Here is a 23,023-nt window from a genome sequence, read left to right as displayed (position 1 = left end):
GTCAGCGGCTGATCAGCCGGCTGATCAGCGCGGCGTGGCCGCTCGCCGAGCGGCTGATGAGCAGCGGCCCGCCGTGCGCGTAGCTCGCCAGCGTCGCGGCCGGGCCCGCCGTGAAGCTCTGCGCGAACTGCTCCTGGATGGACTCGTCCACGTGCGTCATGTCCTGGGCGATCGCGACGATGCTGTTGAGCAGCAGCCGCTGCGGGGCCGGCAGGTCGAGCGCGGCGAGCGTGGCGTAGAGGGCGGTGAGATCCTCGTCGGTGGGCTGGACTTCGGGCTCAGTCATGAGAATCCTCCAGTTTCGCGCGTACCTCGTCGGCGGTGGGATGGCCGAGCCGGCGCAGGATGTCGTAGGCCCGGCGCAGGTCGGCGCGGGCCTGGTCGTGACGGCCGGACGAGGCGTGGATATCGGCTGATGCGGTCAGGACGAGCGCTTCGTTGAAGAGATATCCGGAACGGTGGAACAGGTCCTCCGCGGATTTGTAGCACAGAATCGCCTGGGTGTCGTCGCCCATCGCGCTGTATGCGAATCCGAGGCTGTGCCACGTCTGCGCGGCCCCGAGCCCGTCGCCGAGCTCCTGCTGCAGGGCCAGGGCCTGGCGGCAGTGGTGGACGGTGGCGGTGTGGTCGCCGAGCAGGGCGTGCAGCCACCCGACCGCGTTACGCGCCTTCGCCTGGCCGGCGCGGTGCCCGGCCGCGCCGAAGAGCTCCAGCGCCCGCTCGGCGTGGGCGAGCGCCTCGGCCGGGCGTTCCTGGCGCTCGAGCAGCCAGGCCCAGTAGTGCTGCGTGTAGGCCTGGCCGATCCGGTCGCCGCCGGCGGCGTAGAGCGCCAGCGCGGCGTCGAGCTGCTCGCCGGCCTCGTCGTAGCGGTCCAGCCACACGCCGGTACACCCGAGGAAACAGTGCGCGAAGGCCTGCTTCAGCCCGTCGTCCAACCGGCGGGCCGCCTCCAGCGCCACGCCCAGCACCGCGTTGCCGTCGTGCCAGTGGCCCTGCAGCGCCAGGAAACGCCGCGACGCCCAGACGAGCTCCCAGACCTCGCGGTCGAAGCGGGGCGGCTGGTGTACCGCCCGCAGCAGCACCGGCCGCTCCGCCGTGAACCACGCCAGCGCCTCCGCGTGCGTGACGATCCGCTCCGGCTCGACGCCCTCCGGCAGCGGGGCCGGCTCGGGCGGCACCTCGCGGCGCGGGTCGATGAACCCGTCGGCGAGGTAGGCGCTGTGCCGGTAGTAGGCGAGCAGCCGCTGCGTCGCCGCCGCGCGCTCTTCGGCGCCGTCCGTCTCTGCGACCAGCTCGGCCGCGTAGCTGCGCAACAGGTCGTGGCAGGCGTACCGGCCCGGGCGGACCTCGGTCAGCAGGTGCGCCTGGGTCAGCTCGGCCAGCGCGGGCCGGGCCGCCTTGTCCAGCGCCAGCGCCGCGCGCACCCCGGCGTCGGGCCCCGGATGCAGGCCCAGGAGCCGGAACAGCCGGGCCGCGGCCGGGCTCAGCCGCAGGTACGACCACGAGAACACCGCGCGCGGGTCGGTGGCCGGGTCGGCCCCGGCGAACTCGTCGAGGCCGCCGCGCGCGGCGCGCAGCTGGCCGGCCAGGTCGGCGAGGCGGAACGCGGGCCGGGTCGCGGCCCGGGCCGCCACCACCGCGAGCGCCAGCGGCAGCCGGGCGCACAGCTCGGCGATCTCCGCGACGGCGGCCGGCTCGGCGTCCACGCGCGCCCGGCCGAGCCGCTCGCGCAGCACCGCGTGCGCCTCCTCGGTGCCGAGCAGATCCAGCGGTACCGGCCGCGCTCCCTCGGCGACGAGCCCGACGAGCTCGTCGCGGCTGGTCACCAGCACCTGGCAGCCGGGCGCGCCGGGCAGCAGCGGGCGCACCTGGCCGGCGTCGCGGGCGTTGTCGAGCACGACGAGCAGCCGGCGGTCGGCCAGGAGACTGCGGTACAGCCCGATCTGCGCCTCGAGACTGGACGGGCGGCGGCTCGCGGGCACGTCCAGCGCGTCCAGGAAGTCGCGGACGGCCTGGGCCGGTGTGACGGGTGCGCCGCCCGGGTCGAAGCCGCGCAGGTTGACGTAGAGCTGCCCGCCGGGGAACGCGCCCCGGACCCGGTGCGACCAGTGCACGGCGAGCGTCGTCTTGCCGACACCGGCGGTGCCCGACAGCACCACGGGCCCCCCGCCCTGCAGCTCGTCGAGCATGTGCAGCTCGGCCTCGCGGCCGGCGAACCCGCGCACGTCGGGCGGCAGCTGCGCGGGCGTGACGACGGTGTGGTTCGGTGCGGCCGCCGGTACCGGGGCCGCGCCGGCCAGCATCGTGGCGTGCAGGGCCCGCAGCTCCGGACCGGGCTCGGTGCCGAGCTCGTCGGCGAGGCGCCGCCGCACCTCGCCGTAGCGCTCGAGCGCCTCCGCGCCCCGCCCGTCGGCGAGCAGCGCGCGCAGGAGGATCGCCTCGAGCCGCTCGGCGAGCGGGTACTCGGCGGTCAGGTCGGCCACCGTCGCCGCGACCTCGCCGGCGTGGCCGAGCCGCAGCTGCAGCTCGCCCCACTGCACCAGCGCGTCGAGCCGCCGCCGGTGCCAGGCCGTGCGCACGTTGTCGGCCCATTCGCCGCCGATCCCGGCGAGCGGCGGCCCGTGCCACAGCCGCAGCGCCTCGGCGAGCGCCGCCGCCCGGCCGGTCTGCACGAGCGCGGCGAACCGGTGCAGGTCCACCGTTTCCGGCGGTACGTCGAGCAGGTACCCGGCGGTGCGCCGCTCGATCGCGGCCGGCTCCCCGGTCTGGCGCAGCAGGTGCCGCAGCCGGCTCAGGTGCGAGTAGAGCACGTTGCGCGCCTCGGCGGGCGGCTCGTCGCCCCACACCCGGTCGACGATCGCCTCGATGGGCACGGGCCGGCCCGCGTCGACGGCGAGCGCGGCCAGCACCGCCTGCTGCCGCGGCGCGCCGACATCGAGAAACCGCCCGGCCGCGACCAGCCGGACCTCGCCGAACAGCCGGAACTCCATGCCGATGGGGTCCCCCTCCCACCTCAATGGTCGCCGACCCGGTCCGGCCTGTGAATGCCCCGCAAGGTTGGCGCAAGGTCGCCGAACAGGTGGCCCCGCAACCCTCCTCCCATGCAAACACTCCTGGAACGCGCCGCGCGCGACGATTCGCAGGCCTGGCGCGAGATCGTCGAGCGCTACTCGCCCCTGATCCTCGGCATCTGCGCGCGGTACGCCATCCGCGGCGCCGACGCCCAGGACGTCTGCGGGGCCGTGTGGCTGCGCCTGGTGGCCGGGCTGCGGGAGATCCGTGAGCCGCGGGCCCTGCCGGGCTGGCTGGTGACGACGAGCCGCAACGAGTGCCTGATGCTGCTGCGTCAGCTGGGGCGGCAGATCCCGGTGGACACCGCGCAGCTGCCCGACCCGGCCGACCCGGCCCCGGAGGTGGACCTGGACGCGGGCCTGCGGCACGAGACCGCCCACCGCGTGCTGGACGAGCTCCCGCACCGCGACCGGCAGCTGCTGACGATGCTGTTCAGCGACCCGCCGGTGCCGTACCGCGAGATCAGTGCGACGCTGGGCATCCCGGTGGGCGCGATCGGCCCCAACCGCGCGCGCAGCCTCGCCCGGGCCCGCCGCACCCAGGCCTTCGCCGCGCTGGCCTACGCGGGCTGAGCGAAGACGTCCTCGTCCGCCTCGTGGTCGCCGGACGGCTGGGTGGGCAGCGCCGCCGTCACCTCGCAGCGGGCCGGCAGCGCCGACGCCGGGGGCTCCGGGCCGGCCGCCGCCGCGCGGATCGCCTCGGCCTCGATGGTCAGGGACCGTTCGGTGTCCGTGCCGAGGTCCTTGACCGTGACCACGAGGGCCGCGTTGGCGTCGATGTCGAAGGTGACCTCGAGCTGTGGCACCCCGCGCGGGGCCGGGGGCACCCCGGTGAGCTCGAGCCGGCCGAGGAGCCGGCCGCCGTCGTCGCCCTGCACGATGCCGAACACGACGATGTTCTGGTTGTCGTGCGTGGTGGTGAACACCCCGGACCGCCGCGTCGGGATCGTGGTGTTGCGCTCGATGAGCGTCTCGGCGCCGTCGACCGTGCGCACCCCGAGGGACAGGGCGGCGACGTCGAGCAGCAGCGTCTGGGTCACCTCCCCGGCGAGGACCCCGGCCTGCAGCGCCGCCCCGGCGGCGACGCCCTCCGGCACCAGGCCGCGGTTCGGGTCCCGGCCGGTCAGCTCCCGGACCAGATCGGCGACGCCCGGCATGCGGCTCGCCCCGCCGACGAGGACTACCTGGTCGACGTCGGCGATGGTGACCGCCGCGTCGTCGAGCACCCGCGCGATCGGGCCCTTGCACCGTTCGAGGAGGTCGCGGGTCAGCGCCTGGAACTCCTCGCGGGTGACCGTCTCGTACAGGTGGACCGGGCCGTCCCCGCCGTGCTGCAGGTGCGGCAGCCAGATCTCGGCCCGGCTCGACGACGACAGCTCGATCTTCGCCGCCTCGGCCGCCTCGCGCAGGCGCTGCCGGGCCGCGGGGTCGCCGGCGAGGCTGAGGCCCTGCCGCAGCTCGAGCCGGCGGTGCAGCTCCTCGGTCAGGCGCCCGTCCCAGTCGTCGCCGCCGAGGTGGCTGTCCCCGGCGGTCGCCTTGATCTCCAGCACGCCCTCGGCGATCTCGACCAGCGACACGTCGAACGTGCCGCCGCCCAGGTCGAAGACGAGCACGAGCTGTTCGTCGTCGCGGCGGACCCCGTAGGTGACGGAGGCCGCCGTCGGCTCGTTCACGATCCGCTGCACCGGCAGGCCGGCCCGGGCCGCGGCCTCGGTCAGGGCGGTGCGCTGGACGTGGTCGAAGTTCGCCGGCACGGTGATCACCGCCGCCCGGACCGGCCCGCCCAGGTGGACCTCCGCGTCGGCGTGCAGCCGCGCCAGGATGAGCGTCGCGATGTCCTGGGCCGTGTACCGCACGTCGCCGCGCTCGATCGCCCAGTCGGTGCCCAGGCGCAGCTTCGCCGAGCGGACCGTGTACTGCGGGTTCATCACCGCCTGGCGCTGGGCGGCGGCGCCGACGAGGGTGGTGCCGTCGGCGGTGATGGCGACCACGCTGGGGGTCACGAAGCCGCCCTCCGCGTTCGGTACGAGCCGCGCCTCGCCCTGCTCGATGACCGCCACCATCGAGTTCGTCGTGCCGAAGTCGATGCCGATCATCGGGTCGCCGCCCCCGGCCCGGCGCCGGTAGGTCCGCCCGCCCGGGCCGCTCGCCGGGATGGGGCCGAGGCCGCGGCCGTACCACAGCTCGCGGGCCTGCCGGGCCACCTGCCGGTCCGGGTCGGCGATCCGTTCCAGCAGGGCCGCGCGGGCCTTCCCGGCGACCCCCGGCTGCCGGCTGCGCAGGCGCTGGTCGATCGAGTCGAACGTCTCCGCGGCGGGCTCCGGCGGCCGGAGCCGGACCGTCGTCTCGGGAGCGCCGGGCTCGCCGCGGCGGACCGGGGCGTGCAGCGCGCCCTCGGCGACGACGAGCTCGGGGGAGTCCAGCACCGTCGGCGGCACCCGCAGCGCCCGGTGCAGCAGGGTCGCCACCAGCGGCACCCGCGACCCGCCGCCGACGAGGAACACCCCGCTGACGTGCGCGGCGGGCACGCCGGTGCTGCGCAGCAGGGTCGAGGTCAGCTCCACGGTGCGGGCCAGGTGGGGCCGGGCGAACCGCTCGAACTCCTCCCGGGTCAGGTGCAGGTCGGTCTCGGCCAGCGGCACGTGCAGGTCGGCCGCCGGGTGCCGGGACAGCTGCTCCTTCGCCGCCCGGGCGTCGTTGAACAGCTGCTGCCGGGCCCGCCGTTCGACCTTGCCGGCCGGCTGGTCCAGCCGCTGCCAGGCCTCGGCCGCGCCGTCGCCGGCGTCGCGGGCGAGCGCCCGGGCGTGCGCGACGATCTGCGCGTCGAGGTACAGCCCGCCGATGTCCGGCAGCCCGTCGTCGGCGAGGACCGTGAACCCGTCGCCGGCCCGGCGCACGACGCTGACGTCGAACGTGCCCGCGCCGAGGTCGTACACGACGAGGCACCGGCCCTCGGGCAGCTGCTCGCCGAGGACGGTGGTGAAGTAGGCGGCCGCCGCGACCGGCTCCGGGACCAGGCCGACGGTCCCCAGCCCGGCCCGCGCCGCCGCCTGCGCGAGGATTCCCCGCCGGACGGCCCGCCAGGTGCTCGGATGGGTGATGACGACGTCCGGCGGGACCTGCCCGGCGACCCGCCGCACCTCCTCGGCGACCCGTTCGAGGACGGCCGCGATGAGCTCGACGGTCGGCAGCTCGCGCTCGCCGAGCCAGACCGTGCCGTCGTCGATGCGCTGCTTCGGGTTCGGCTCCCAGCTCGCGGGCGCGGCGAGGGCCCCGCGCGCGGCGTCGGCGCCGGTCAGCAGCGCCGTACCCGACGCGAGGACCCCGGAGCTGAGCAGCGGCGACGCGTCGAACAGCATCGGCCGCACCCGCCCGTCGGTGCCGGCGAGCATCGCCACCGTGTTCGAGGTGCCGAAGTCGATCGTCAGACGGTGGCCGGGCGTGTGCACCCGGCAACCGTAGGACGACCGCGGATCGCCGTCGATCGGCCGAATGTCCGCCTATTCGAGGATTTCGACGCTTGCGCCGTCCGTCGCGAGGTTCGCGATGGCCACCGTGCCGTCGGCCATCGCGGCCATCCATGTGACCTTCGCCTTGCCGGTGGGCGGGCGTGGTGCCGGTGAGCCGCTCGCGGCGCGTCCCAGCTCGGCATGCCTCAAGGACACCGAACCCCGGCAAAAGGTTGCACGGCTCAGGGGCGCAGCAGCGGCGCGACGACGTCGACCCGGTTCGTCCAGACCGCGCCGGTCCAGCCGCCGGGCAGTTCGGCGAGGTCGGCGGGGGTGTCGAAGCCGGCCGACCAGTCGCCGACGGAGCGGACCACCACCACGCGGGTGCCGGCCTCGCGCATCCGGGCGACGAACCGGTTGGGCCAGCCCCAGAGCCACCTGCCGTAGCCGATCGGCACGATGAGCTCGCGGTGGCGGCAGGCGTCCGGGACGTGGCCGGTCCAGCCTTCCCCGGCGTACCGCAGCAGACAGCTCTTGATGATGGCCCGGGACGACGTGCGGACCTGGGGGAGCCGGCTCGCGACCGCGGCCACGGCCCGGTCGCCGCCGGTGACCGTGACCTGCGCGAGGCGCTCGCCGGGCAGGGTGGCCAGGAACGCGGCGACCGCCTCGCCGTCGGCGGCCTGGTCGCGCTTGAGGTCCAGCTTCAGCTCGCGGCCGGGCAGGCCGGCGAAGACCTCCGGCACGGTGGGCAGCCGGCCGACGCCCCGGCCGCGCAGCGGGAACGTCCGGCCGCCGTCGGCGGTGTAGCCGTAGCCGAGGTCCAGCCTCCGTAGCTCGTCCAGGGTGTGCTCGCCGACCGTGCCGGTGCCGTCGGTGCGGCACTCCAGCGTGGCGTCGTGGAACACCGCGAGCTGCCCGTCGCGGGTGAGCTGGACGTCGATCTCGGCGGCGTCGGCCCCGGCGGCGAACGCGGCGCGCAGCGAGTCGAGGGTGTTCTCGATGTACGGCACCTGCGGCGGGTCGATGCGCGTCGCGGTACACGTGTCCGCGGCGACGCCGTGCAGGTCGAACGTCTGCGCGATGCCCCGGTGCGCGAGCAGGAACGGCCGCTGCCCGGGCTCGGGGCCGGCGAGCGTGGAGCTGTTGCCGAGGTACAGGGCGATCCCGGCGAGGACGACCACGGCGAGCGCGATCAGCAGGCGACGACGCATCAGGGCAGCCTGGCAGGACCGTGCGCGCCGCGGAACCGGCCAAGGACGGAGCCGATCTAGTCCCTTAGTCCCTGCGCGAGCAGCGCCGCCTGGGTCCGGCTCTGCACCGCCAGCTTCGCCAGCAGGTTGCTCACGTGCGTCTTGACGGTCCGCTCGGCCAGGCCGAGGGCGCGGGCGATCTCCCGGTTGCTGCGCCCCTGGCCGAGCAGGCGCAGCACGTCCCGCTCCCGGGCCGTGAGCGCCCCCAGGTCGGCCACGGCCGGCGCCGCGGTCCTCGGCCACAGCAGCTCGGCGGCCGAGGCGCTCAGCGGCCGCACCCCGGCGTGCGCGCCGCGGACGGCGGCGGCCAGCTCGGCCCCGGTGGCGTCCTTGAGCACGAACCCGTCCGCGCCGGCGGCCAGGGCCCGCTGGACGTCGGCCGCGCTGCCGACCGCCGTCAGCACCAGCACCTTCGCGGCGAACGACCGGGCGCGCAGGACGCCGACCCCGTCGAGGCCGGGCAGGTACAGGTCCAGGAGAATGACGTCGGCGTCGACGTCCGAGCGCAGCAGCGCCTCGCCGTCGGCGAGCTCGGCGACGACCTCGATGTCGGGCTGGCCGCCCAGGATCAGGGCCAGCCCCTCCCGCACGAGGGCCTGGTCGTCGACGATCACGAGCCGGATCACCCGCCGATCGTAGAGGGGGAGCATGCGCCGGCACTGGCGGCTGGCGGTCGACGCCGCCCTGTACGCCCTGCTCGTCGTGCTGGTCACGTTCTCCCACTCGGTCGTCTCGGTGCCGCTCGCGGTCGTGCAGCTGCTGCCGCTGCTGATCCGCCGCCGCTACCCGGGCGTCGCGCTCGTGGTGATCGCCGCGGCCACGGCGGCCCACTCGCTGCTCGGGATGGCGCGCGCGGTCGGGTACCTGCCGATGGCGCTCGCGCTGTACGGGGCGGCCACGCACCGCTCGCCGTGGGTGCGGTGGGGCGTGTGCGGCGGGGCGGCCGTGCTCGTCACCGTGACCGGCGCGATCCGGCACGGCCCGATCGAGGGCGGGCTGCTGGCCGCGGGCGCGCTGGTCGTCACCTGGCTCTTCGGTGTGGAGCGCGGCGAGCTGCTGCGGGAGCGGGCCCTCATCGCCCAGCTGCGCCTCGAGCGCCACCTCGCCGACCAGGCCGCCGCGACCGCCGGCTCCCGCGAGCGCCTGGCCCGCCGCCTGCACGACGGCCTGGCCCACACCGTGACGGTCATGCTGGTGCAGGGCGAGGCCCTGCGCGCGACGGCGCACCTGTCGGCCGCCGACGAAGAGCGCCTGCAGGGTGTACTGCGGGCCGGGCGCGACGCGCTCGCGGAGGTACGCCTGGCGCTGGCCGAGGAGACCCAGCGCGACGCCGCCGCCACGCTCGACGGCCGCCTGGCCGCCCTGCGCGAGGCGGGACTGTCGGTCGACGGCGTCGCCGGCCTCGACGCGCTGCCGGAGGTGGCGTACCGGCTCGTGGGGGAGGCGGCGACCAACGCGCTGCGTCACGACGGGCCCGGCGCCCGCCTGGACGCGGTCCTGACCCGGGACGGGGACACGGTGGCGCTGCGCCTGATGAGCACGCCGGCCACGCCCCGCCCGCCCGCCGCGGCGCCGGCCGGGGGTGGGTTCGGGCTGCGCAGCCTCGCCGACGACGTGGCCGCGGTCGGCGGCACGCTCAGCTACGGCCCCTTCGGGACGGGCTGGCGGGTGGTCGCCGAGTTCCCGGCGAGCTGAACCGCCCCGCGCCGCGCCGGGCCCGGGGGCCATTCGGCCGAACGGTGTATTGGATGTGTGACGCAACGTCGATATCGTCCCATCCAAAATGCATTGGTTGACGCTCATTGAGGAATTCCGCTCGCCGACGGAGGTTCCCATGGGACAGGTCCTGGTCGTGGAGGACGACGAGAGAATCGCGCGGCTGATCTCGCGCGCTCTCGGGCAGCAGGGACACGCGGTCTGCCGGGCCACCAACGGCGCCGACGGACTGCAGGCCGCCCTCGACTGCCACTTCGACGTGCTCCTGCTCGACCGCGCCGGTCAGGCGTGCAGCCGCCCGGAACTGCTGGCGGACGTGTGGGGACTGTCGTTCGACCCGGGCAGCAACGTGGTCGACGTCTGTGTCCGCCGGCTGCGCGCGAAACTCGGGGCCGTGGCCCGGATCGAGACGGTGCGCAATGTCGGATATCGACTCCTGGCCGACTGACCCGCGGCGCGGTCGCCGGCTGCTGGCCATCTGGGCGGTCACGTCCGGGGTGAACGTCGCGCTGATGTACCTCTACCCGGGCCGCGAGACGGTGCCGTTCCACCTGGTCTGGATCGGGCTGTCAATCGTGTACGGCTTCACCGCCTGGCGGCCGGCCGGCATGGCGGCGGTGCTGCTGGGCGTCGCCGTGTCGACCGGCTACATCCTGGTCCACCACGCGGCGACCGGCGCCATCGGCTGGGAGGAGGCGACCGAGGTACCGCTGATGGCGGCCCTGTTCGGCGTGATGGTCTGGCACGTCCGCCTGCGGCAGCGGGCCCTCGCCCGGATCGCGCAGCTGGCCCGCGACGAGCGCCGCCAGGCCGAGATGCAGCAGCTGTTCGTCCGGCTGGTCTCGCACGAGCTGCGCACCCCGATCACCGTCGCGCGCGGGTACACCGAGCTGGTGCACGGCAACGCGGACGACCCGCGGGTGGCCGAGGACGCGGCGGTGGTGCTCGACGAGCTCGACAAGCTGTCGCGGATCACCCATCGGCTGGTGACCCTCATGCTCATGGCCTCCGCGGCGCCCCGCGAGCCCGTGGACGTCGACGCTGAGCTGGCGCGGGCCCTTCGCCGGTGGTCACCGACGGCGGAGCGCGCCTGGCGGGTCCGCTCGGCCGTCGGCGTGGCCCGCATCGTCCCCGAGCGGCTCGAGACGGCCCTGGACTGCCTGCTGGAGAACGCGGTGAAGTTCACCGCCGACGGCGACCCGATCGAGCTCGTCGGCGTGCGCCGGCCGGACGGCTGGACGATCGCGGTGGTGGACGGCGGCGCCGGGCTGGCCCCGGGGCGGGCCGCCGAGCTCAGCGCGGCGTCCGGGCCGGTGCCCAGCGAGTCCGGCACCGGCCTCGGCCTGGCGATCGCCCGGGCCGTCGTGTCGGCCTGGGGCGGGCGGATCAGCATCGAGGCCGAGCCGGGCGGCGGCACCCGGGCCGCGATCTGGGTCCCGGCCGACCCGCCGGGCAGCGCGGCCGAACCGTACCGGTTGCCCGCCTCGGCGCCGGCGCAGACGCGCAATCCATGACCGGCGCATGACAAAACACATAAACCGACGCGTCATGAAGCGCGTCGCGACGGACTCCGCGGTCCTACGGTCCGCTCGGGCGCTCTCGTGTCGAGGGCGTCCGGGTGGAGGTGGACCCGATGCGCGACATCCGCTCCCTGCTGCGGCAACTGCCCCAGCAGATGCCCGGTGACCTCCGGGCCGAGCTGCGCCGCCGGGCGGCCGCCCGGCACCGGGCGCGCTCCACCTGGTTCGGGCTCGCCGCGCGCAATCTCATCGAGGCCAATACAACTCCGGCGACGACGGCCTGTTCGTGCTCGACGCGCACGCCTCCCGGATCAACGTACGCAGCAACATGATCGTGAGCAACCACGCGGCCGACCTCGGCGGGGCCGTCCTGATGGTACGGGCGCCCGGGGCATGCGCTAGCCTGCCTCGCCAGCCTGACGATCTTGGAGATGTACACATGCGACAACGGGCCACGATGTGGGCGTTTGCCGGCGTTCCGGCGATTATCGGCGCTCTGCTCGGCGGCTGCGGCGGCGACGCCCCCGCCGCGGCGCCGTCATCCTTCTCGTCACCGCCGTCCTCGCCGTCCCCCTCGCCGTCTCCGTCTCCTTCGCCTTCACCGTCGCCGACGCCCGCGGCGGTGGCGATGACCGTCGTCGCCCCCAAGACCCTGCTGGGGCGCGCGCCGGCCACCGAGGCGGCGGTCAAGAAGCTGGCGACGCAGGCGGCGAGCCGGTTCCAGGCCCCGGCCGGCCAGGTCGCGGTGTCGGGCGCGTACGGCACGACGAAGCAGCAGAACGTCGTCGTCCTCGTCGCGATGACCGGCAGCCACGCCGGCCCCGACGAGTTCCTCGACACCCTGGCCAAGCAGGCCTTCCCGCAGTCGGTCTTCCACCCGGTGGCGCCCGGCCCGCTCGGGGGCGCCGCCCGCTGCGCCGACGCGAGCAGCTCGGGCACGCCGTCGACGTTCTGCGTGTGGGCCGACAACGGCAGCTTCGGCATGCTGTACTTCCTCTACAAGGCGGCCGCCGACGGCGACACGCTGCTCGCCCAGGCGCGGGCGGAGGTCGAGGTCCCGAAGTAGCGGCGGCGCGGCTACGGTGGGGCCCATGCGCCGCAGCCGCCTCGCGCGGGCCCGGGAGTTGCAGGCCGCCGTCGCCGCGCTCGAGCGCTCGCACGGCCCCGACGACCCGCACACCCTGCGGACCCGGATCGCCCTGGCCGAGGCGTGCCGGGAGGCGTACGAGTACGAGGACCCGTACCAGCAGGAGTGGGACGACGCGGGCACGGCCGAGCTCGCGGCGGCGGTCGCGGGCCTGGCGCGCACGCTGGGCCCGGAGCATCCCGAGACCCTCGTCCACCGGCGCACGCTCGCGGTCTGGCGCTCGGCCCCGTTCGACGACGCGTCCGCCGCGGAGCTGGCGCGCATCGCCGAGGCCCAGGAGCGGGTCGCCGGCCCGGCCCACCCGGACACCCTGGAGACCTGGGACCACGTGTTGTTCCGCGCCCGGGGTCCGGGCCGCGCGGCCCTGCAGGAGCGCATCCGGCGCGGCTGGCGGCAGGTGATCGCCGACCGGGCCCGCGACCTCGGCCCGGACGCGCCGCAGACGTCGGCCGCCCGGCGCCGGCTGGCCGCGCTGTGCCGCGACGCCGGCCGCGACGAGGAGGCCCGGACCCTGCGCGCGGAGGTCGTCGCCGCCTCGGCGCGCGTGGCGGCCGGGCGCGTGCGGAGCCTGGGGCCCGCGCACCCGGACGCGGTGGCCGCGCGCATGGCGCACGCCCGGCACGTGCGGTGGCACGGCGACGCGGACGGGGCCGTCCGGCTGCTACGGCAGATCGCGGCCGACCAGCATCGGCTCCGGGGCCCCGACGATCCCGGCACGCTGAACACGCTGATCGAGGTCGTCTCGTGGACGTACCGCCCGGACGCGCGGGACGCCGGGCTGCTGCTGGAGCGCGCGTACCCCGTGCCGGGCGTGACCCGCGCCGCCCTGGCGGGGCTGCGCTATGCGCTGCTGTGCGCGTACGTGGAGGCCGGCCGCGAGGACGACGCCCTGGCCCTGTTCGCCCGCTACCCCCTGGCCGGCGACGACGACCACCTGGACGAGGCCGAGCCCCCCACGCCGCCGGTCAGCGGTGCAGGGCCGGCCGGTAGATGAGCTCCTGGGTGCGCCCGTCGAGGGTCCGGCTCCCGACCAGCTCGAGGTCGAAGTCGGCCGCGCCCGCGAAGACCGGCTCCGTGCCGGTCCGGCCGGTGACCACCGGAAAAACGGTCACCTGGACGAAGTCGACCAGCCCGGCGGCCATCAGCGCCCGGTTCAGCGACAGGCTGCCGTGCGAGCGCAGCGGAAGGTCGGACTCCTGCTTGAGCGCGGCCACGACGTCGACCGCGTCGCCGCGTACGAGCGTCGCGTCCGGCCAGTCGAGCGGGCCGTCGAGGGTGTTCGACACCACCGTCGCCGGAAGGTTGATCATCCGGGTGACCCAGGCGTCGCGGACGTCGGAGCCCTCGGTGCTCGCGGCCAGCAACCCCACGAACGCGCGGTACGTGCCGGCCCCGAAGACCATGCGCTGCTCCCCGCCGTGCTGGGCGAGGCGGCGCTCGAGCAGCTCCGGGCCCTGCTTGCCCCAGTAGCCGCCCCAGTCGCCGCTGGTCGTGCCGAAGCCGTCGAGGCTGGAGAAGACGTCGAAGGTGTACGTCGCGGTCATGATGCTCTCCTCATGTGCGTGAGACGGGTCTGCAGGAACGCCCGCTCGGTCTCGTTCGTGGCCAGCGCGATGGCCTGGTCGAAGGCGGCCGCGGCCTCCTCGTCGCGGCCGAGCCGGGCCAGCAGCTCGGCCCGGGCGGCGGGCAGCCGGTGGTACCCGGGGAGGTCGAGGCCCTCCAGCGCGGCGAGCGCCACGGCCGGACCGTGCACCTCGGCGACCGCGACGGCCCGGTTGAGGGCGACGACCGCGGTGGGCGAGAGCGCGAAGAGCTGGTCGTACAGGGCCAGGACCTGCGGCCAGTCGGTGGCCGCGCCGTCGGTGTGGACCGCGTTGATCGCGGCCTGGATCTGGTACACGCCGGGCCGGTTGCGCCGCAGGCACCGGCGGACCAGGGCGTGGCCCTCGGCGATGAGCTCGCGGTTCCACAGCGACCGGTCCTGCTCGGCCAGCAGCACCAGCTCACCGTCCGGGCCGAGCCGGGCGGGGCGGCGCGCCTCGGTCAGCAGCAGCAGGGCGAGCAGGCCGAGTACCTCGGGCTCGTCGGGCATCAGCGCGGCGAGCTCGCGGGCCAGCCGGATCGCCTCGGCGCACAGGTCCGTGCGGATCAGCGGCCCGGCGGTGGCCGCGGAGCCCTCGTTGAACATCAGGTAGAGCACGGTCAGCACGGGCGGCAGGCGGTCGGGCAGCTCGTGCTCGCCCGGGACCCGGTACGGGATGCCGGCGTCGCGGATCTTCTTCTTGGCGCGCACGATCCGCTGGGCGACGGTCGCCTCCGGCACCAGGTACGCCCGGGCGATCTCCGGCACCTCGAGGCCGCCGAGCAGGCGGAGCGTCAGGGCGGTGCGCGCGTCGGGCGCGAGCGCCGGGTGGCAGCAGGTGAAGATGAGTCGTAGCTGGTCGTCGCGCACCGGTCCCACCTCCGCGGGTTCCTCCTGGTGGTACAGCAGCAAGGCCTGGGCGTGCCGCGCCTCCCGCGTCGACTCGCGCCGCAGCCGGTCGACGGCCCGGTTCCGCGCGGTGGTCACGATCCAGGCGCCGGGGTTCGGCGGGGGCGTCTGCCACTTCTGCAGCGCCGTGGCGAAGGCGTCCTGGACCGCCTCCTCGGCGAGGTTGATGTCGCCGAGGAGGCGGGCGAGGGTGGCGACGCAGCGGCCGTACTCGGCGCGGTAGATGCCCGCCAGATCCATGCCGGGCGCTCAGTCCTGGGAGAACTCGTCGAAGGGCCGCACCTCGACCGGGCCGCAGGCCGCCGCGCACTTCTCGGCCCAGGCCAGCGCCTGGTCCAGGTCCTCGCACCGGATGATCCAGAACCCGCCGAGGTGCTCCCGCGTCTCGGCGAACGGCCCGTCGGTCATCGTGGTACCGCGGCTGTCGACCCGCACGACGGTGGCGCTCTCCGGCGCCAGCAGCCCGCCGGCGAAGACCCAGGCGCCCGCGGCCCGCAGCTCCTCGTTGATCCGGTCGGTCTCCCGGAACACGGTCTGCGCTTCTTCCTCGGTCGGCTCGGTCTGGCCCTCGACGCTGTGCACGGCCAGCATGTACTGCCTCATGGACTTTTCCCTCTCCGGATTGACGACTTCTGCGGACTGACGACGGGGTGCGGGTCAGGCGGCCAGGCGCCGCGCGACGGCGGGGATCACGACGGCCGCCGCGACCAGGTGGGTGAGCATGAGCAGCGCCTTGGTGGCCGGCGCGGCGTCGGCGATCGCGTCCGGCACGAGCGACAGTACGGTCAGCACGACCGTCGTGCGGACGAACACGAGCCGCGGCCGCCACGCGAACCGGGCCAGTGCGACGGCGAGGACGACCCCGACCAGCGAGAACACGGCGGTCAGCGTGCCGAACCCGGCCACCGGAATCGCCACGCCGGCCATGTCGAGGCTGACCCCGGCCGCGTGCCCGGCGGCGCCGACGGCCATGGTGGCGGCGCTGGCGACGGCCGTGGCGGCGACGCCGGTCCCGATCAGGGCGCCGAGGGACGAGGCGGTGGCGCGGGTCGTGGTGTGCGCGGTGGTGGTCATCATGCCCTCCAGCGGGTGGTCTGCGGCCCGGCTCGTTGCCGGCCTCTCACCAGGGCTACGAACGGAACCGGCCCCGATCGACACGCCCCCCGAATCTTTTTCCGAGCGCCTACTGTTGCTTCGCATGACCCACGCCGAGCACGAGATCACCGCGGAGCTGGTCCGGGATCTGGTACGCGACCAGCACCCCGACCTCGCCGGCCACCCGGTCCGCCTGGGCGCCCGCGGGTGGGACAACCAGCTGTGGCGGCTGGGCGAGGAGCTGGCCGTCCGTCTCCCCTGGGCGACGGAGTCCGCGGACGAGCTGCTGCGCAAGGAGTACTCCTGGCTGCCCGCGCTCACCCCGCACCTCCCCCTGCCCGTCCCGGTCCCGCAGCGCCTCGGCGAGCCCTCACCGCGGTTCCCGAGACCTTGGATCATCACCACCTGGGTCCCCGGTACCCCCGCCGATCGAAACCCCGTGACCCGCGCGGCGGACGCGGCCGAGTCCCTGGCCGGGTTCCTGACGGCCCTGCACCGCCCGGCGCCCGCCGGCGCGCCCACGGGCCGTAACCGCGGCGGTCCTCTGAGCGAGCGGTCCGAGGGATTCGCCCGGACGCTGGACTTCGCCACCGAGCAGGGCCTGATCAAGGACCCGGACGCGGTCCGCGCCGTCTGGCACGACGCGGTCACCGCGCCACCGTGGACGGGCCCGCCGCTGTGGCTGCACGCCGACCTGCACCCGGCGAACGTCCTGACCGCCGGCGGCACCCTGTGCGGCGTCATCGACTTCGGCGACCTCTGCGCGGGCGACCCGGCGTACGACCTGGCCGCCGCGTGGCTCCTGCTCCCGTCGGCCACCCCGGACGCCTTCTACGCGTCCTACGAGGCCTCCGCCGCCACGATGCGGCGGGCCCGCGGCTGCGCGATGGGGCGCGCCCTGGCGGGCATCCTCATCGGCGACGCGGGCGACCACGGCCGGCCCGGCGGCAAACCGACGTGGGGTCCACCGGCGCACGCCGCCCTGCAGCGCCTCGTCGCCACGATCCCCTGACCGGGCCGGGCGCCCGGTTCTCGGCGCCGTGTGGCCCCGCTCACTGACGGAATACATGATATGTCACGTAAGTTGACGACTGGCAGGTGAGCGGTTCACCGGCGAGGAGAAGTGACATGGAACGGCTGCAGGGCAAGACGGCACTGGTGACGGGCGGCACCTCGGGGATCGGGCTGGCGGTCGCGCGGCGCTTCGCCGCCGAGGGCGCGCACGTGTTCGTGACCGGGCGCAGGAAGGAGGCCGTCGACGAGGCGGTGGCGCTGATCGGCCCGTCCGCCACGGGCGTCGCCGGGGACGTCGGCGAACCGGGCGACCTCGAACAGCTCTTCGCGGCGATCGGGCGGCGCGGGGCCGGGCTCGACGTGCTGATGGCCAACGCCGGCGGCGGCTCGTTCGCGCCGCTCGGGGCGATCACCGCCGAGGACTACCGGGCCACGTTCGACCGCAACGTCGGTGGCACGCTGTTCACCGTGCAGGGCGCGCTGCCGCTGCTCAACCCGGGCGCGTCGATCATCCTGACCGGTTCCACCGCGGCTTCCAACGGTACCGCCGCGTTCGGTCTCTATGCCGCGACGAAGGCGGCCATCCGGTCGTTCGGGCGCACGTGGGCGGCCGAGCTGGTCGGGCGGAACGTGCGGGTCAACACGCTGGTGCCCGGACCCGTCCGGACGCCGGGGCTGGCCGGGCTGGCCGGCGACCCTTCGGGCGTCGAGCCGCTGTTCGCGTCGCTGGCTTCCGGGGTACCGCTCGGGCGGCTGGGCCGGCCCGAGGAGATCGCAGCGGCCGCGCTGTTCCTGGCCTCCGACGACAGCACGTTCATGACCGGCGCCGAGATCTTCGTGGACGGCGGCGCCGAGCAGATCTGAGTTCGGTGACGATTCACGTAACTGGCACGATGGCGGCATGACCGCCAAGCGTCCCGCCCGGGGCTGGCTCGATCGTGACGAGCAGCGCACGTGGCTCGCGTACATCCGCCTCCAGCTCCGGCTCTCGTACGAGATCAACCGGCAGCTGCAGGCCGACCACGACCTCTCGCTGCCCGACTACGACGTCCTCACCGCACTGAGCGTCGCGCCGGCCTCGTGCCTGACCGTGACCGCGCTGGCCGCCCAGATCGGCTGGGAGCGCAGCCGGCTGTCCCACCACGCCAAACGGATGGCCCAGCGCGGCCTGGTCAGCCTCGACCCGGCCCTCAACGACCGGCGGGTGACCGAGGTGTCCCTCACACCCGCCGGCCGGCACGCCCTCGAGGCGGCCGCGCCGGGCCACGTCGACCTGATCCACGACCTGTTCTTCGACGGCCTCCCGGCCGACCTGCGAGCGCCGTTCAGCGCGGCCCTCGAGCACATCTACGACAACGTCCTGGCCCGGGGCACGCTGCCCCGGCCCTGACCGGAGGAGCCTGCAGATGCCCAAGGCCGTGATACTCGACGGGTACGGCCCACCCGATGTGCTGACCTGGACCGACGTACCGCTGCCGGAGCCCGGCCCGGGGCAGGTCCGCCTCCGGGTCCGCGCGGCCGGCGTCAGCCCCACCGACCTGGCCATCCGCTCCGGGCACCTCAAGGCCTTCCCGCTGCCGCCCCGCGCGGTCCTCGGCTTCGAGGCCGCCGGCACCGTCGACGCGCTCGGCCCCGGCGTCACCGGCGTCGCCGTCGGTGACGAGGTCGCCGCGCTGCTGCCGCACCTCGGGGGCTACGCCGAGTACGCGCTGGCGCCGGCCTGGACCCCGAAACCGCCGGGCGTGTCGTGGGTCGACGCCGCCGCCCTGCCGAGCTCGGCCGAGGCGGCCGCCGGCGTGCTGAACCAGCTCGACGTACAACCGGGCGGGGTTCTGGTGTTGTTCGGCGGTGGGGGAGCGGTCGGCGTCATCGCGACCCAGCTGGCCGTGTCCCGTGCCGTCAGCGTGGTCAGTGTCGTGCGCTCGGCGACGGACGCGGAGCTGGCCCGGGCCCTGGGCGCGACCCCGATCGAGACCGGCGCCGACCTGGTCGCCCGGGTCCGGGCCGAAGGCCCGGTGGACGCGGTGTTCGACGCGGCCGGCACCGGCGTGCTGGCCGCCGCGGTCGCCCTGACCGGAGACCCGGACCGCGTGATCACCCTGTCCGATCCGCACGCGGGCGACTTCAACGTCCGGCTCTCGGCGCCGACCCCGGACCGGGCCCCCGGCGCGCTCGCCGAGACCATGGCCCTGCTGGCCGAGGGCCGGCTCCGCATGCGTACCCGCACGACGATGCCGATGCCGCTGGCCGCCGAGGCGCACCGCCGGCTCGAGTCGGGCGCCGTCCACGAACGGATCGTCCTCGTAGCGCCCTGACCTACCCGCGGCTCGGTGACGGCGACGGGTCCGCGCAGCCACATTTCGAACCGCTCGCCGATGGCCGGACCGCACCCGATCGGCAGCACGAGCGCCAGCGTCAGATGGGCAGCAGACCCTCGCGCAACGCGGCGATCTCGGCGGGAGCCGTGCCGGTCGAGGCGAAACCGGGGAATCCGCCCCAGTCGAAGCACAGTCGCAGATACTCGACGAGCCTGATGCCGTCGTGGTCGCGCACGCCTTGCACGACGGGATCGGCGGTGGGCTGCGGCAGCAGAACGGTGTGACTGCCGCCCGAGAACCCGGCGCCGTGGATCTCGTCGGCGCCGAGGGAGTACCGGAAACGGCCGGCGTCGTCACGGTATCGCGCGTCGATGTCGTCGGTTCCCGGCGTGCAGTATCCGAACATCGCTCGTTCGTCGCTGAGGTTCAGCGGAGCGGAGTAGAGGCCCTGTTCAGGCCAGGGCAGCTCGTCCTCGAATGCGAACGCCGACGGTACCCACGACAAGAACGAGCCCTGCAGTGCGACCTCGCCGACGTTGCTCCACAGCGCGCGCAAGGAAATCGGCAGTGGACCGACAATGCGATCGGCCCGCTCGATCTGCTCCCGGCGCGCGCCGCGGCGGGGCGCCCATGTGTAGGCGAATTGGTCGGGTTCGCCACCGTCGACCCAAGAGGGATCCTCACCGGCGGCGACCATTTGCGCGCGAAGCCGTTCGCGGTCGTGGGATTCTTGGAGCGCTTCGCTGTCCCAGTACGGTACGGCGAACCGGTAACCCATGCGGTTGAGCCGTTCGACGATCGTGGCCACGTTCGACGCGGCCCGCTCCATGGTCGTCGCGGCGACGGCAACCGCGTCCGCATGCCACTCGGGTTCAAAGACCGCCGGCCCCAACGCGACCAGATCGTCCCAGACCTGTCGGCGGGCGCCGGCCTGGTACCGCTCGAACAACGTAACCACCACGCAATGATCATGGACACCACGTGATTCGGGCAAGCGCCCGAATCCGGCCCACGCCGTTGGCCGGCGCCTTGTTTCCCGCGTCGACGCCTCGCAATATCTCTGTCGCGGCGGCGGCAGGCACGGTTGTACGGTCGCAACGTGGACAGCCCGCCGCTGCACGTCGATCGGGTCGACGTTCGGCAGACCGATGACGAGCTCACGCTGATCCTCGGCGCCGCAGGGGTCCACGTCATGCTGATCCGAGGGCCGCGTCACCGGCTGAAAATACTGACCGCCCGCCGCCGATCATGTCGTAATGTCCGTCCCCGGGCCGACGTCAAGGGCGCGCCGGAACGTGAAGGTGGGGGCCGCGGTGGATGACGGCCAGCCGGTGGAGGAGGCAGTGACCGTGCGAGTCGCGGCCCGCACTTCAACCCCGACGGCGCGCGACCACGGCAACAAGTCGCGTCCGTAAGACGCCTTGGACCCGGCTCAAATTATTGCTCTTCCTCCCGTAAAAATTTGAAGCTCTTCGCTTCTTCGGCTGGCATCCGTCCGAGCGTCCGACTGCCGCGCACGCCGCCGCGGCCACGTCTCCGGCCGGATTGCACGGGACACCCGACCAAGCGGGCAGCAGCGCCCGCGGCTCCGCCGGCTCGGCCGTCGGCAACTGCCGGCTCACCCGTGGGCCCGACGCCGGCGCGGCCCCGCCGGGCCGGGATGTCAGACGCCGGCCCGCAAAGACTTCGTCACGCGATTGTCGGGGCGGGTCAGGACGTAGCACCGGGCCGTGCGATCGCCGAGGCTCCACCGCTGCGGATTGCCACCCGTCGGGACGACCCGCAGGTCGGTGCGGTTCGCGAAGTTCGACGGTGACTCGCCGAGGAACTGCGCGGCCTTGGTACCGCAGGCCTGCGTCACCTCGCGGCGCAGCTTGTCGATGCCCGGGTAGGGGACGTCGGCGCCGACGTACAGGCCGACGTACTCGCCGTTGTGCGGCTGGGCGCAGTCGATCGGGACCAGGCGCTGGATGTCCTGGTACCAGCCCTGCCCATCCGGGATGCCCGGGACCTCCGGCGCATCCACACATGATCGCAGAGCCGGGCCAGGTCTACTGCGGGGCGAGCACCCACGTCGCCGCGGCGTCCGGGTCGCCGGCCGGGTCGGTGAACCATTCGCGGCCGCAGACGGCCCGGAACAGCGGGCCCGGCAGGGACGAGAGGAGCCCCAGCGTCCGTACGCCCGAGCCGCCCTCGCTCTGCGAGACGTGGGCCCGCATCGCGGCGCGCTTCTGCCGGGCGAAGTCCCGCACGTCCACCACGTGCGTGATGTCCTCGCGCGCCGTGAACACGCGCGAGGAGTCGCCGAACGGCAGGGACGGCAGGAAGCGGCCCGCCAGGCGCAGCACCGCCAGCACCGTGCGCAGCGAGGACCGGTCCACCGTCGCCTCGAGCAGCCGCGTGCCGGTCAGCGCGGCTGCCGCCCGGGCCACCCGGTGCACCTGCAGGTGGTCCGGATGGCCGTAGCCGCCGTTGGCGTCGTACCCGGTCAGGACGTCCGCCTTCTCGTCGACGAGGATCGCGGCGAGCCGGGCGGCGGCCTCGTCGACGGAGGCGTCCGCGAAACAGGAGACAGCGGCCGAGGCGTCGAGGCCCGAGTCGGCGTACCCGAGCGTCTCCACCCGCGCGCACCCCAGCGCCGCCGCGGCCGCCAGCAGCTCCGCGTGCCGCCGCGAGCCGAGGGAAGAACGGGGGCCGAGGGACGAACGGGAGCCGGGGGAAGCCGCGGAATCGGCCAGTCCCGCCTCACCCAGCGTGGCCGTCACCAGTACGACCCGGTGGCCCTCGGCCGCCGCCCGCGCCAGCGTCCCGCCGGTCAGCAGGGTCTCGTCGTCGGGGTGGGCGTGGAAGGAGACGATCGTGCGCCTAGGCATGCGCCCGGCGCCCGAGGAAGTACGCGGCCCGCGCGTACAGCTCGTCCGCCCGGTCCAGCACCGTGTCCCAGCGCACGCACGGGGCGACCGCGCGGTTGTACGCCGCCACCGCCGCCGCGCGCGACGGGTCGTCCAGCATCCAGCCGAGCACGTCGAGCAGCTCCGCGTCCGAGTGGACGAGCCAGCCCTCGACGTCGTGGCGGATGAAGTCGGCCACGCCGCTGCCGGCCCGGGCGACCACCGGCAGGCCGGCGCTGCGGGCCTCCAGCGCCGCGATGCCGAACGACTCCCGGGGCGCGGGCGCGATGTACACGTCGGCCGAGGCGAGCAGGGCCCGGATCGCGGTGCGGTCCAGGGCGCCGGTGAACGTGATCTCCGGGGGAGCGGAGCGCTGCAGGCTCGGCAGCAGCGGGCCGTCCCCGACGAGGACGGCGCGGAAGTCGTGCGTCTCGCGCAGGGCGAGCAGGGTCCGCAGCAGGGCGCGCGGGCGTTTGCGGCGCACCATGCGCATCACGCTGATGAAGGTGGGCACGGCCGAGGTGGTGGGCGCGGGGGGCAGCAGCCACGCGCCCGGGTCGATGCCGTTGGGCAGGACGGCGACCGGGGTGCCGTCGAGCGCGGAGCGGACCGCCGACGCGGCCGCGCTCGAGACGGCCGCCCACTGGACCGGCCACGAGGCGGCGTCCTGCCAGCGCGCGAACCGGCGGACGAAGGGCATGATGTCGTGCCACATCGAGTGCACGGACACGACCGTGGGCAGGCCGGTCGTCGCCGCCGAGCGCGCCGCGGTCCAGGCCAGGGGCGAGAACGCGGACACGTGGGCGTGGACGGCCTCGACGCCGTGCTGGCGCAGGACGGCGCCGAGGGCGTCGGCGCCGAAGCGGCGGTACGGGCCGGCGCCGAGACCGGTGATGCGCAGGGTCGGCAGGTCGTCGGCGAAGACCGACGGGGCGGTCGTGGTCAGCACGAGCGGCTCGTGGCCCTGGGCCGACTGCCGCGACGCCAGGTCGTGCACCTGCAGCTCGACGCCCCCGAGGCGGGGAAGGTACACGTCGGTCACGTGGGCTATGCGCATG

The 23,023-nt window shown here is 74.8% G+C and carries 26 protein-coding genes; 12 read left to right on the top strand and 14 right to left on the bottom strand.

The genetic code is table 11. The features are described from left to right. Window position 1: 1 nt before the first annotated feature. Entirely contained in the window at window positions 2-286 is a 285-nt protein-coding gene (locus AB0B76_RS18760) for a hypothetical protein (RefSeq protein ID WP_360376345.1), read from the bottom strand. Next, entirely contained in the window at window positions 279-2,990 is a 2,712-nt protein-coding gene (locus tag AB0B76_RS18755; RefSeq protein ID WP_360376343.1) for a BTAD domain-containing putative transcriptional regulator, read from the bottom strand. Before AB0B76_RS18755 ends, AB0B76_RS18760 begins: the two co-directional genes overlap by 8 nt. A 111-nt stretch (window positions 2,991-3,101) precedes the next feature. Here AB0B76_RS18755 and AB0B76_RS18750 point away from each other — a divergent pair, with 111 nt between their 5' ends. Continuing rightward, window positions 3,102-3,644 carry a sigma-70 family RNA polymerase sigma factor gene (locus AB0B76_RS18750; protein ID WP_360376340.1) on the top strand — a complete coding sequence of 181 codons (543 nt, stop codon included), beginning with the start codon at window positions 3,102-3,104 and terminating at the stop codon, window positions 3,642-3,644. Here AB0B76_RS18750 and AB0B76_RS18745 read toward each other — a convergent pair. Genes AB0B76_RS18745 through AB0B76_RS18730 form a run of 4 tightly spaced genes read right to left on the bottom strand, consistent with a single transcriptional unit; the run spans window position 3,632 to window position 8,399 of the window. Beyond that, complete coding sequence (locus tag AB0B76_RS18745; RefSeq protein ID WP_360376338.1) at window positions 3,632-6,520, bottom strand: Hsp70 family protein; 2,889 nt, start codon at window positions 6,518-6,520, stop codon at window positions 3,632-3,634. The two genes, AB0B76_RS18750 and AB0B76_RS18745, sit on opposite strands and share 13 nt — an antisense overlap. Before the next feature lie 51 nt (window positions 6,521-6,571). Continuing rightward, window positions 6,572-6,730 carry a hypothetical protein gene (locus AB0B76_RS18740; RefSeq protein ID WP_360376335.1) on the bottom strand — a complete coding sequence of 53 codons (159 nt, stop codon included), beginning with the start codon at window positions 6,728-6,730 and terminating at the stop codon, window positions 6,572-6,574. Window positions 6,731-6,762: 32 nt separating this feature from the next. Further along, entirely contained in the window at window positions 6,763-7,734 is a 972-nt protein-coding gene (locus AB0B76_RS18735; RefSeq protein WP_360376333.1) for a glycerophosphodiester phosphodiesterase family protein, read from the bottom strand. Window positions 7,735-7,790: 56 nt separating this feature from the next. Beyond that, a complete protein-coding gene (locus AB0B76_RS18730; RefSeq protein ID WP_360376330.1) occupies window positions 7,791-8,399 on the bottom strand; it encodes a response regulator transcription factor in 609 nt (202 codons plus the stop codon). Between the two features lie 22 nt (window positions 8,400-8,421). Between AB0B76_RS18730 and AB0B76_RS18725 the strand changes: the two genes are divergently transcribed. The 6 genes from AB0B76_RS18725 to AB0B76_RS18700 all read left to right on the top strand — a co-directional run bounded on the left by AB0B76_RS18725 (window position 8,422) and on the right by AB0B76_RS18700 (window position 13,150). Then, complete coding sequence (locus AB0B76_RS18725) at window positions 8,422-9,468, top strand: histidine kinase (RefSeq protein ID WP_360376328.1); 1,047 nt, start codon at window positions 8,422-8,424, stop codon at window positions 9,466-9,468. A 139-nt stretch (window positions 9,469-9,607) separates the two neighbouring features. Further along, window positions 9,608-9,937, top strand: coding sequence for a DNA-binding response regulator (locus tag AB0B76_RS18720; protein ID WP_360376325.1), 330 nt, complete (start codon window positions 9,608-9,610; stop codon window positions 9,935-9,937). Beyond that, on the top strand, window positions 9,909-11,003 hold the full coding sequence (locus tag AB0B76_RS18715) for a HAMP domain-containing sensor histidine kinase (RefSeq protein ID WP_360376322.1): 1,095 nt from the start codon (window positions 9,909-9,911) through the stop codon (window positions 11,001-11,003). The genes AB0B76_RS18720 and AB0B76_RS18715 overlap by 29 nt, the downstream gene beginning before the upstream one ends. A 119-nt stretch (window positions 11,004-11,122) precedes the next feature. Continuing rightward, entirely contained in the window at window positions 11,123-11,341 is a 219-nt protein-coding gene (locus AB0B76_RS18710; protein WP_360376320.1) for a hypothetical protein, read from the top strand. A 296-nt stretch (window positions 11,342-11,637) separates the two neighbouring features. Beyond that, window positions 11,638-12,075, top strand: a complete 438-nt coding sequence (locus AB0B76_RS18705) for a hypothetical protein (RefSeq protein WP_360376317.1) — start codon at window positions 11,638-11,640, stop codon at window positions 12,073-12,075. 25 nt (window positions 12,076-12,100) lie between these two features. Further along, a complete protein-coding gene (locus AB0B76_RS18700) occupies window positions 12,101-13,150 on the top strand; it encodes a hypothetical protein (protein ID WP_360376315.1) in 1,050 nt (349 codons plus the stop codon). Here AB0B76_RS18700 and AB0B76_RS18695 read toward each other — a convergent pair. The 4 genes from AB0B76_RS18695 to AB0B76_RS18680 are packed head-to-tail and all read right to left on the bottom strand — an operon-like array spanning window position 13,122 to window position 15,724. Beyond that, window positions 13,122-13,700, bottom strand: a complete 579-nt coding sequence (locus AB0B76_RS18695) for a dihydrofolate reductase family protein (RefSeq protein ID WP_360376312.1) — start codon at window positions 13,698-13,700, stop codon at window positions 13,122-13,124. The two genes, AB0B76_RS18700 and AB0B76_RS18695, sit on opposite strands and share 29 nt — an antisense overlap. Next, window positions 13,697-14,887: an RNA polymerase sigma factor gene (locus tag AB0B76_RS18690; RefSeq protein ID WP_360376310.1), complete on the bottom strand. Its 1,191-nt coding sequence runs from the start codon at window positions 14,885-14,887 to the stop codon at window positions 13,697-13,699. Before AB0B76_RS18690 ends, AB0B76_RS18695 begins: the two co-directional genes overlap by 4 nt. Before the next feature lie 9 nt (window positions 14,888-14,896). Continuing rightward, a complete protein-coding gene (locus tag AB0B76_RS18685) occupies window positions 14,897-15,250 on the bottom strand; it encodes a YciI family protein (RefSeq protein WP_360376307.1) in 354 nt (117 codons plus the stop codon). A gap of 54 nt (window positions 15,251-15,304) precedes the next feature. Further along, window positions 15,305-15,724 (bottom strand): DUF6069 family protein, encoded by a 420-nt coding sequence (locus AB0B76_RS18680; RefSeq protein ID WP_360376304.1) that lies wholly within the window; start codon window positions 15,722-15,724, stop codon window positions 15,305-15,307. 121 nt (window positions 15,725-15,845) lie between these two features. Here AB0B76_RS18680 and AB0B76_RS18675 point away from each other — a divergent pair, with 121 nt between their 5' ends. The 4 genes from AB0B76_RS18675 to AB0B76_RS18660 all read left to right on the top strand — a co-directional run bounded on the left by AB0B76_RS18675 (window position 15,846) and on the right by AB0B76_RS18660 (window position 19,071). Further along, window positions 15,846-16,754: an aminoglycoside phosphotransferase family protein gene (locus AB0B76_RS18675; RefSeq protein ID WP_360376302.1), complete on the top strand. Its 909-nt coding sequence runs from the start codon at window positions 15,846-15,848 to the stop codon at window positions 16,752-16,754. Between the two features lie 116 nt (window positions 16,755-16,870). Further along, on the top strand, window positions 16,871-17,620 hold the full coding sequence (locus tag AB0B76_RS18670) for an SDR family oxidoreductase (RefSeq protein ID WP_360376299.1): 750 nt from the start codon (window positions 16,871-16,873) through the stop codon (window positions 17,618-17,620). 37 nt (window positions 17,621-17,657) lie between these two features. After that, the gene (locus AB0B76_RS18665) at window positions 17,658-18,146 is read left to right on the top strand and encodes a MarR family transcriptional regulator (protein ID WP_360376297.1); all 489 of its coding nucleotides are present in this window, start codon (window positions 17,658-17,660) and stop codon (window positions 18,144-18,146) included. Window positions 18,147-18,162: 16 nt separating this feature from the next. Continuing rightward, window positions 18,163-19,071: an NADP-dependent oxidoreductase gene (locus tag AB0B76_RS18660; RefSeq protein WP_360376294.1), complete on the top strand. Its 909-nt coding sequence runs from the start codon at window positions 18,163-18,165 to the stop codon at window positions 19,069-19,071. A gap of 100 nt (window positions 19,072-19,171) precedes the next feature. Here the strand turns inward: AB0B76_RS18660 and AB0B76_RS18655 are convergent, their stop codons facing one another. Then, complete coding sequence (locus AB0B76_RS18655) at window positions 19,172-20,035, bottom strand: hypothetical protein (protein WP_360376291.1); 864 nt, start codon at window positions 20,033-20,035, stop codon at window positions 19,172-19,174. Window positions 20,036-20,173: 138 nt separating this feature from the next. Here AB0B76_RS18655 and AB0B76_RS18650 point away from each other — a divergent pair, with 138 nt between their 5' ends. After that, window positions 20,174-20,395, top strand: a complete 222-nt coding sequence (locus AB0B76_RS18650) for a hypothetical protein (protein WP_360376289.1) — start codon at window positions 20,174-20,176, stop codon at window positions 20,393-20,395. A gap of 342 nt (window positions 20,396-20,737) precedes the next feature. On the opposite strand, the gene AB0B76_RS18645 is transcribed toward AB0B76_RS18650, so the two are convergent. From AB0B76_RS18645 to AB0B76_RS18635, 3 genes are read right to left on the bottom strand one after another with little or no spacing between them, the layout of a single operon-like run. Next, entirely contained in the window at window positions 20,738-21,100 is a 363-nt protein-coding gene (locus AB0B76_RS18645; RefSeq protein ID WP_360376286.1) for a septum formation family protein, read from the bottom strand. Between the two features lie 25 nt (window positions 21,101-21,125). Next, on the bottom strand, window positions 21,126-21,947 hold the full coding sequence (locus tag AB0B76_RS18640) for a PIG-L family deacetylase (RefSeq protein WP_360376284.1): 822 nt from the start codon (window positions 21,945-21,947) through the stop codon (window positions 21,126-21,128). Next, window positions 21,940-23,022 (bottom strand): glycosyltransferase, encoded by a 1,083-nt coding sequence (locus AB0B76_RS18635; protein ID WP_360376281.1) that lies wholly within the window; start codon window positions 23,020-23,022, stop codon window positions 21,940-21,942. Before AB0B76_RS18635 ends, AB0B76_RS18640 begins: the two co-directional genes overlap by 8 nt. Between the last annotated feature and the right edge of the window lies 1 nt (window position 23,023).

The organism is Dactylosporangium sp. NPDC049140 (assembly GCF_040648435.1).
The sequence above is the reverse complement of the archived record's forward strand: the minus strand, read 5'-3'. Positions and strand labels throughout refer to the sequence as shown.